We start from the raw sequence: 7,853 nt of genomic DNA, 5'->3' as shown, positions 1-7,853 counted from the left end.
ATTGGTCTCGGCCAGCGTCTTGGCGGCGCTGTCGCCGCCGGCTACCGTGATCACCGGCGCGTCGTTGGTGCCGGTGACGGTGATCGTCACCGTTGCCGTTGAAGCATCGCCATCAGAGTCCGTCACCTTGTAGGTGAAAGAGTCAGTCAGGGACTCGCCGGCGGCCAGAGTCTGGAGGATCGCTGTGTTCGGCGTATACGTGAAATTGCCGCTCGGGGTCGTGAGCACAACGGAGCCGTAGGACGGGTTCGACGTCTTTGCAACACTGAGGACAAGGTCAGGGACGGAGTCGTTGCCTAAGACATTGCCGGTAAGGCTGATTGTGTCCTCCGTAACCCCGAACGCGTCGTCCCGGGCCACGACTGCCTCATCGACAGGGTTCTGCTCTACGCCATCAACGAAGACCTTCAGGATTTCGACATTCTTTACGTCCAGGCCGAAGGCAGTGAACACGAAGTCTTCCGCGCCGCCTTTGGCGAGCACCTGGAGATAGCGAGCAATATCACTTTGGAGTGCTGCCGATTGCCACTGGGCGAGCGTCAGATCGAGGCGGAGCGTGTCAGTATCGCCGGCGCCGTCGTAGACATCGCTGGCTCCAACGTTCTCTGTGGCGTTGTAGATTAGGAGGTCATTGCCGCCGCCGCCTTTGACCTGATCCGAACCCGAACCGCCATCGAGGCTATCATTCCCAACACCACCATCGAGGATGTCCGCTCCATCGCCACCGTTCAGCGTATCGTCGCCCTCATCTCCACGGAGACTGTCGTTGCCAATCCCACCATACAGGAAGTCGTTGCCCAGCCCCCCTCTGAGATCGTCCGCTCCAGCATCCCCATAGAGCGTGTCATTCCCGTCATCACCGTTCAGGAGGTCGTCGCCAGCGTCACCGTGTAAGAGGTCATTACCAATGCCGCCGCTGAGCTTGTCGTTGCCGTCGCCGCCGTAGACCTGATCGTTGCCGCCTGCTGCCGACACGATATCGTCGCCGCCCAAGGCATTGATGACGTCGTCCAGAGCAGTCCCGGTGATGGTGTTCTTGCCGTTCGTCCCGTTGATAGTGGCCATAGTTCTCCCCCTTCGGTTCCGCGTGGGACCGATCTCAGGTCATGATTGCTTGTGCAGTTCGTGGAGACCGCCACGGGCGTGCTCGCCTACTAACAAGGCTGAAGAGCCAGCAGTGGGCGAGTTGTCTATCGGGCCGCCAACCGGAGAGGCTGAGAGCACCACAAACAAAGCATGTGCGCACGTGACCCTTGCCAAGGCAATAGCTCCGCCAGACTCGGCAAAGCTACCGCCCCACCAGGTTGTCTCGCTTCAAAGCAAGAAAGTCAGTCGGTTGATCTACGCCAACCACTGCGCGGCGCAATGCTACCGGCAACATTCCCACCCATTCTTTCCCTCAATTCCAAATTGCTCTTGCGGATACAAGGTGTCAACTCTCTTTATTAGTAATAGATAAAACAATAAGACTCGTACCGGGCAAACGAACCGTTCGGCATGCCCGATGGCAGCCAGGGCAATGGCTATGTGAAGCGTGGTCGTAAGGCCGGCAAGAAACGGATTTCACGAATGACCCGGCCGTCATTGCCCTCCGAGAACGGGAAGTGACATGATGTTCGCGCTCATCGGGAAGCACCGGAACATCTGGCCGGTGGCATGGCTGTGCGACGCTCTGGATGCATCCCCTCTTTAGGCTGCCATGCCTAGCCTAATCGCGTCCCAGCGCTCTTGCATGACGACATTCTCGTTGTCAAAGATCGACCGAAGCTTCAAGAGCCGCAACCGAATCTATGGTGCACGTCGCGTCTGGCACGATGTTCTGGCGGAGGGCCTCTCCTGCGGCCTGCGGCCAGCATCGTATCGAGCGGCTCATGCGGGAGAATGGGCTACTTTGCTTGGAAGCGCCGCCGTGGGTTTCCGAAATATACTGTCCAGCGCTCGGGAGTATCGGACAACCTCCTTCGAGGCGGCTTGTCAGCACGTCTTGCCGATCATTTTGTCAACCTGCTTTAGCACCTTTACATCCCATTTCGACATCTGCTATTCCTCGCCGCACGTTTACGCGTTTACAAGGATGATGGAATGGCTGTTTACGGATACGCTCGCGTCTCGACCGCGAAACAGGCGAATGAAGGTGAGAACCTTGAAGTGCAGCGACGCCAGATTGAGGGCTACGCGCATATGCACGGCATGACGCTTGTGGAGATCGCTATCGAGGAAGGCGTCTCCGGTTCGATCCCTGTTACCGATCGTCCGGCCGGCGGCCCACTCTTCGGGAAACTGGTCGCGGGCGACATCGTGGTCGCGGCCAAGCTCGATCGCCTCTTCCGGTCGGCCCTCGACGCTCTGCGGGTAGTGGAGGAATTGAAGAAGCGGGGCATCAAGCTGCATCTTCTTGACCTTGGCGGCGACATCGCCGGCAACGGCTTGTCCAAGCTGTTCCTGACGATCGCCGCAGCCTTCGCCGAAGCCGAACGCGACCGAATTCGCGAGCGCGTCGCCCAGGTAAAGGCCGATCAGCGAGAGCGCGGTCGCTATCTCGGCGGGAACCGCCCATTCGGCTTCAGCGTCGACGCCGACGGTGGCGCCCTGGTCGAGGTACCGGCAGAACAGGCAGCGATCGAAAAGATGCGGCTTCTGCGCAGCCAGGGTGTCTCGTTACGCTCGATTGCCCAGACTGTGACGGGCGACGGCTTTCGCCTTTCGCACGCCGCTGTGAAGAAGGTTTTGGGTCGGCTGTGAGCGCTTTAAAAGGGTATTTTCCTCGCGGGTGCGCAAAACACTGTAAAAACACCCGTTAATTCCAACCAGTCCGCGCGGCATAAGCGGCTGACATTGCTACCTCTTTGGCTACGAGGCGCGTGTTGGAAAATCGGAATAAAAAACATTTGACGGCAGCGAAATTCAGCCTTCTTCATCCGAGCTGCTACTTGGCCACCCTCTGCCCGATTTTGTCGAGCAGCCGCCGGAAACTCTCATCCTCGACGGCTCTTCGAAACGCAGCGACCTCCCTTGCTATTGTGAGGCAGTCGATCCCTGCCACCGCCATTCGGCGCGCCATCCTATCGGCAGTTCTTTGAAGATAGGGCTCACCGAGAGAGCGCTCACCACTTTTGCCGTCTAGAACATCGACAGTTCTACGGATCAACCCAGTCTGCCTTTTGGCCGGGAAGGCAAAGACAGTTGCCATTGTAACGATCGTATCGTCGGTCATTTTCATGCTGCGGCCCTCGCAAACGTTTCTCTGTCCATGAATGCAATAAGCTCTTCGGAGAGGCGATGCGCCCAACCGGCGATCGGATCACCGCAGGTATAGTCGTCGTCTTCCCCGGCAACTGTACGAAGCCAGCGGTAGACATTGACCATGTTGTCGGCGGGGAAGGATCGACCCGCTTGACGAGCCGACTTCAGCGCGGCTTCAACCTTTCTGAGGTCGGCGGCAGGGGTGTTTCTATGGCGCGTCGAACTGCTGTTCGATGCAGCGCCAGCTGAAGGTTTCTTGGTAGGTTGGGCTCCATAAGAAGGTTTCGGGGGCATCGTCGTGCCGGGTTTGGCGTCGTCATCGTGCCGGGTTTCTGCGTCACGGTGCCGGTTTTCAGAATTCGATTTAGGAACGGATGCGGTTTCAAACCCGGCATTGTCATGCCGCCTTTTTGCGGCGATCTGAATGGGTTCCTTTAGCGGGGCCTCGTCGAAGCGTTCAAGGCACACACGGTATCTGCTCGTTTTGTTGCGACCTCCTCCAAGACGCGTTTGGATGTAGTCCGCGTCTTCGAGCCGCCGGATGGACATCCGGGTCGCCCGTTCCTTGAGCCCGGCGACGGCCGCAACTGTTTCGATCGACGGCCAGCTGTAGCCTTGGGCGGGATTTTGGTATTCGATGAGGATCGACAGCACCAAGGCATCCGTGCCGGGCGAGAGCCTGCGATTTCGCAATGCGCTCTGGAGAGCGAACAGTTTGTTGATGGTCTTTGGCTTTGACATCAGTCAGCTTTCCGGCTCGACAGCCATGTCAACCGGTGCAAGGCAGCACCCCGACCAGTGCGTTTAGCCTCCACCGTTAGGAAGCCGCTATCGACCAACTCAGCGAGAGCCTTGGCGGCAGTCATCCGGGCGCAACCGACATGATTGACGAGCCAGCGGTGCGAAATTGGCATCGGGTTGGGCGAGCCTTCCCGGTAGGCTAGTTCAACGGCCACGCGAGCCAACTTGGCCGAGGTCGACAGACGCAGGAACGCCTGGTTGCGGAAATCCTCGATCAACCCGCAAATTGTGTCGACCGCGTCTATCGCGTCGATGTCGACAAAGTCAGAGCCCATGCTGAGATTGGCCGTATTCATGCCGCCCTCGCCTTGATCAGATGGCTGTGCCTGATCGCCTCACAAGCTTCTGCGGCTGAGAGGCCGAACATGGCCTTAAGAGCGGGCACCAATGGCTTTGGCCGGCTATGTGGAGGCATCGTCGCTAGGAAGAGCGCGCACTCATCAATTGCGCGACTGTGATCGTGTGAAAGGCCCGTCGAAGCGCCGCGAGGAATGTCGGGGGGAAGTTCGCTCACGCCGCCTTCCCCAGGTTGGGCCGAAGGCCAAGCTTTTCTGCGATCGGAGCCACCGGCACTACGATCTTGCGGCCTATGCGGATCGTCTGAATGTCCCCCCGTTTGGCGGCCTCGTAGGAGCCGTTTCGGCTTAAGCCATAGAACACCGCCCCGGCGTCGGGAACCGAGAGCGTCGGGCGGGAGAGTGCTTCATCTAGTTTCATTTGGTTATGTCCTTGAATAGGCGGTTGAACGAATATGCGCATATTCGACATAGGACGCGGCGGGATTGCAGGCAATAGAAATATGTGCATATTCCACATCTCATCACAGATCGGGACAAAAAGATGCCGAAGGGATACAAGGGGCGAGAAAAGACTGAGCGCTTACACATGCTCATCTCGCCGGAGGAAATTGCTGCAATAGACGATTGGCGTCTCAACAACAGGGTCGGAACCCGTGCGGAAGCTGTCAGACGGCTTGTTCAAATCGGCCGCAATTTCGATGCAGTGTCGCAGACGTTGGCGCGAGAGGCATACGCGGCGGTCGACAAAATAGATTGCATCGCCAACGAAATTTCAAAGTCCGGCATTGAACAGCAACCGACGGCTAGCCGGGTGAAAATTGGCGAACAACTTCGAGAAGCGGCGGGTGCACAGCACACGTTAGCCGCGCTGCTTGGTGCAATCGACGAAGCCGGGCGAATGTGGCGCTTAGGCCCTATTGATGAGGCCGGCAAATATACAGAGGCCCTACTCGCGGATGTTTCCACTCATCAGCCGCAAAAGGTCACTACGAAATGAAGGGCCACATCACAGAGCGCAGTCCGGGCAAATGGGCGATCGTCCTTGACCTCTATGACGAAGCCGGCAAGCGCCGGCGCAAGTGGCACAGCTTCTCCGGGACGAAGCGGCAGGCGCAGGAGGAATGCGCCCGGCTAGTCGCTGAAATCAAAAACGGGCGCTACGTCGAACCGACCAAGCAGACCATTGCAGAGTTCCTTGACGAATGGCTCGACTTCATCAAGCCGTCGGTCGCTCCGAAAACACATGAGCGTTATGCCGAGATATTGCAGAAGGGCGTTGCTCCGCTCTTAGGCAACGTGACGCTCGCGAAGTTGAAAACCGACAGGATCGACGGCGCACTTGCTAAGGCCCTCACAGAAGGCCGCCGGGACGGCAAGGGTGGGCTTTCACCCCGGACAGTTCATCACATGCGCCGCGTGCTCATCAAAGCCCTGTCGCAGGCATTGACGTGGGAACGCCTCTCCCGGAACCCAGCCACGGCGACCACGCCGCCGAAGGTCGAACGCAAGAAGATGCTAGCCTATGATGCTGCGCAGACGGCGGAGTTGATTGAGGCGATCCGGCCGACCCGCATGTTCATCCCTACCCTCCTGGCGGTCATGTGCGGGTTGCGACGTGGCGAAATCCTTGCGCTTCGCTGGCGAAACGTCGAGCTTGGCGACAATCTCCGGCAACTCTCCATCGTGGAAAGTGCAGAGCAGACCAAGGAAGGCGTTCGCTACAAAGAGCCGAAATCTGGCCGCGCCCGGACCGTAGCATTGTCGTTGACCGTTCTGGACGAGCTGAAGGCGCATAAGACGCGCCAGGCGGAGGAACAACTCCGGCTCGGCATCCGGCCCGAGGCCGAAAGCTTTGTGGTTGCACAGTTTGACGGAAGTCCGATCCAGCCTCGTTCCTTGACGCATGAATGGGTGCGCATCATCGGCAAGACAACCCTTCCACGCATCCGCTTCCATGATCTTCGCCATAGTCACGCGTCACAGATGCTTGCGGCCGGCGTTCATCCGAAGGTTGCCAGCGAGCGCCTTGGGCATTCCACGATCGGGATCACGCTGGACCTTTATTCGCATGTGATGCCTGGAATGCAGGCTGATGCTGCCGAGCAGGTTGACGCGGCGATCCGGAGCGCGGTAAAGCCCAAGCCCTGAGCACGTTCGGTAGCAAAATGGTAGCAGCGGCACAACAATCCCGCTGGAAAGTCCAAAAAAGCTAACGAAATCAAGGTTCGGAGGGATGGCCGAGCGGTTTAAGGCACCGGTCTTGAAAACCGGCGTGGGCGCAAGTTCATCGTGGGTTCGAATCCCACTCCCTCCGCCAGATATTTTGCGCAAGCCTCTGAAAGAACGACAGAAAAAGGGAACGATCGAAACCGGTCCCCACTTTTTCCCCACTCGGCTTTATCCTCGAACATGCGTCTCAGCCGGCAACGATATCCCCTCTGTCCTTCCCGATCATCGACAGCCCGGTGCCAATTGCGGCGCCAATTCTTTCCTGCGAGTATCAGCAAGAGGTAGGAATGGGGGACGATCATGTGGAAGGCCGCAGTTGCTGGTTGCCTCTTAACCTTCGCTGCCCAGCCGTGTTTGGCTGATGATTTTGGCGGGCTAACAGTGTCGTTGACGTGTGAGAATTATAACTCGTCCACAGTGACCGATCGTGCGGGATTTGTTCACGACCTGCTCCTCCGGACAACCACCTCCACGGGCAAAGATTACCTATCGAATGCCGTTGACGTCCAAGCCTGCGTGGCGGCGACGTATGCCCCGCCCTGCGTCTCCGACACCATGACAATTAGTGAAGTGATGGCCGTATGCATCTTGATGTTGACCAGTCAGTAGGGCTCGAGCAATGGCGGCGGCAGGCCTCAAACAGGTATCCGCAAAGCTGTGGGAGATGCCCCAGCCGCTTGGGAATTTCGCAGGCGAATTGCTGACCCGAGGCCGCTCCTATTACCAGGCATTCCAAATCATTGCAGAGCAAGAGCAGCCGGGGCTCAGCTATCCGGCCTATTTCCTTCTCGCCCACGCCGTTGAGGTCATCCTGAAGTCGTATCTGGCCTTCAAGGGCGTCTCCAAGCGAGAAATGGGCCGCAAGCCTTTCGGTCACGACATTGACTACATCTTCTCCGAATGCGAGCGGCGCGGCCTAGTCATCACCGACGAGTTGATGAAGCCGCTGGCCAAAGGCCTCGCACATATCAATCAGGATCATGATCTGCGCTATCCAACCGGTTTCAACCTGTCGATCGCCGGGCCTAAGCACTGCACCTCTTCGGTCGACGCCTTGATCGCCGCTATCGCCCCTGTCGTGGAGCAGGCCGCCAGCATTGCTCAAATACGGTATATTGCCGAGACGCGACATCTTCGCGGCAAGGCCAAGATCCAATGGAGCGATTAGAAAGCCCGGCCGCCGAAGCGACCGGGCGAGCACTACTCGTGCATCAGCTCACACCGGCGCCAAAGCTGGCAAACGAGCAAGTCTCTGATGCTGCGGAGAAAATCAGTGGTAGA

Annotated in this window: 9 protein-coding genes, 1 tRNA gene and 1 pseudogene; 6 read left to right on the top strand and 5 right to left on the bottom strand. The window is 58.3% G+C overall.

Going from position 1 to position 7,853, the window contains the following annotated elements; translation table 11 throughout:
* The coding region (locus tag FJ548_RS30690) for an Ig-like domain-containing protein (protein ID WP_210242647.1) at positions 1-1,065 on the bottom strand (1,065 nt) is incomplete at its 3' end.
* Between the two features lie 535 nt (positions 1,066-1,600).
* Here FJ548_RS30690 and FJ548_RS30315 point away from each other — a divergent pair.
* Positions 1,601-1,962: pseudogene (locus FJ548_RS30315) on the top strand (IS3 family transposase); the annotation flags it as partial.
* A 120-nt stretch (positions 1,963-2,082) separates the two neighbouring features.
* On the top strand, positions 2,083-2,742 hold the full coding sequence (locus FJ548_RS07315; RefSeq protein WP_140777518.1) for a recombinase family protein: 660 nt from the start codon (positions 2,083-2,085) through the stop codon (positions 2,740-2,742).
* Positions 2,743-2,926: 184 nt separating this feature from the next.
* On the opposite strand, the gene FJ548_RS07310 is transcribed toward FJ548_RS07315, so the two are convergent.
* From FJ548_RS07310 to FJ548_RS07290, 4 genes are all read right to left on the bottom strand, one after another.
* Positions 2,927-3,220, bottom strand: coding sequence for a DUF6074 family protein (locus tag FJ548_RS07310; protein ID WP_140698403.1), 294 nt, complete (start codon positions 3,218-3,220; stop codon positions 2,927-2,929).
* Positions 3,217-3,984: a helix-turn-helix domain-containing protein gene (locus FJ548_RS07305; RefSeq protein ID WP_140777517.1), complete on the bottom strand. Its 768-nt coding sequence runs from the start codon at positions 3,982-3,984 to the stop codon at positions 3,217-3,219. The genes FJ548_RS07310 and FJ548_RS07305 overlap by 4 nt, the downstream gene beginning before the upstream one ends.
* Entirely contained in the window at positions 3,984-4,340 is a 357-nt protein-coding gene (locus FJ548_RS07300; RefSeq protein WP_140698409.1) for a hypothetical protein, read from the bottom strand. Before FJ548_RS07300 ends, FJ548_RS07305 begins: the two co-directional genes overlap by 1 nt.
* A gap of 214 nt (positions 4,341-4,554) precedes the next feature.
* Positions 4,555-4,761: a helix-turn-helix domain-containing protein gene (locus FJ548_RS07290; RefSeq protein WP_140698415.1), complete on the bottom strand. Its 207-nt coding sequence runs from the start codon at positions 4,759-4,761 to the stop codon at positions 4,555-4,557.
* A 123-nt stretch (positions 4,762-4,884) separates the two neighbouring features.
* Between FJ548_RS07290 and FJ548_RS07285 the strand changes: the two genes are divergently transcribed.
* The 4 genes from FJ548_RS07285 (at position 4,885) to FJ548_RS07270 (ending at position 7,740) form a co-directional block, all read left to right on the top strand.
* Positions 4,885-5,340, top strand: coding sequence for a hypothetical protein (locus FJ548_RS07285; protein WP_140698418.1), 456 nt, complete (start codon positions 4,885-4,887; stop codon positions 5,338-5,340).
* Positions 5,337-6,491 (top strand): site-specific integrase, encoded by a 1,155-nt coding sequence (locus tag FJ548_RS07280; RefSeq protein ID WP_140698421.1) that lies wholly within the window; start codon positions 5,337-5,339, stop codon positions 6,489-6,491. Before FJ548_RS07285 ends, FJ548_RS07280 begins: the two co-directional genes overlap by 4 nt.
* Before the next feature lie 79 nt (positions 6,492-6,570).
* Positions 6,571-6,660, top strand: a tRNA-Ser gene (locus tag FJ548_RS07275).
* A 531-nt stretch (positions 6,661-7,191) separates the two neighbouring features.
* On the top strand, positions 7,192-7,740 hold the full coding sequence (locus tag FJ548_RS07270; protein ID WP_140777516.1) for a hypothetical protein: 549 nt from the start codon (positions 7,192-7,194) through the stop codon (positions 7,738-7,740).
* Positions 7,741-7,853 lie beyond the last annotated feature (113 nt).

Source organism: Mesorhizobium sp. B2-4-17 (assembly GCF_006441275.1).
Taxonomy (GTDB): domain Bacteria; phylum Pseudomonadota; class Alphaproteobacteria; order Rhizobiales; family Rhizobiaceae; genus Mesorhizobium.
The sequence above is the reverse complement of the archived record's forward strand: the minus strand, read 5'-3'. Positions and strand labels throughout refer to the sequence as shown.

Bases quoted from the DNA above. Each gene is read 5' to 3' on its own strand.
- FJ548_RS07315 (WP_140777518.1), top strand. From the start codon at position 2,083: ATGGCTGTTTACGGATACGCTCGCGTCTCGACCGCGAAACAGGCGAAT.
- FJ548_RS07305 (WP_140777517.1), bottom strand. From the start codon at position 3,984: ATGTCAAAGCCAAAGACCATCAACAAACTGTTCGCTCTCCAGAGCGCA.
- FJ548_RS07280 (WP_140698421.1), top strand. From the start codon at position 5,337: ATGAAGGGCCACATCACAGAGCGCAGTCCGGGCAAATGGGCGATCGTC.
- FJ548_RS07285 (WP_140698418.1), top strand. From the start codon at position 4,885: ATGCCGAAGGGATACAAGGGGCGAGAAAAGACTGAGCGCTTACACATG.
- FJ548_RS07290 (WP_140698415.1), bottom strand. From the start codon at position 4,761: ATGAAACTAGATGAAGCACTCTCCCGCCCGACGCTCTCGGTTCCCGAC.
- FJ548_RS07270 (WP_140777516.1), top strand. From the start codon at position 7,192: ATGGCGGCGGCAGGCCTCAAACAGGTATCCGCAAAGCTGTGGGAGATG.
- FJ548_RS07300 (WP_140698409.1), bottom strand. From the start codon at position 4,340: ATGAATACGGCCAATCTCAGCATGGGCTCTGACTTTGTCGACATCGAC.
- FJ548_RS07310 (WP_140698403.1), bottom strand. From the start codon at position 3,220: ATGAAAATGACCGACGATACGATCGTTACAATGGCAACTGTCTTTGCC.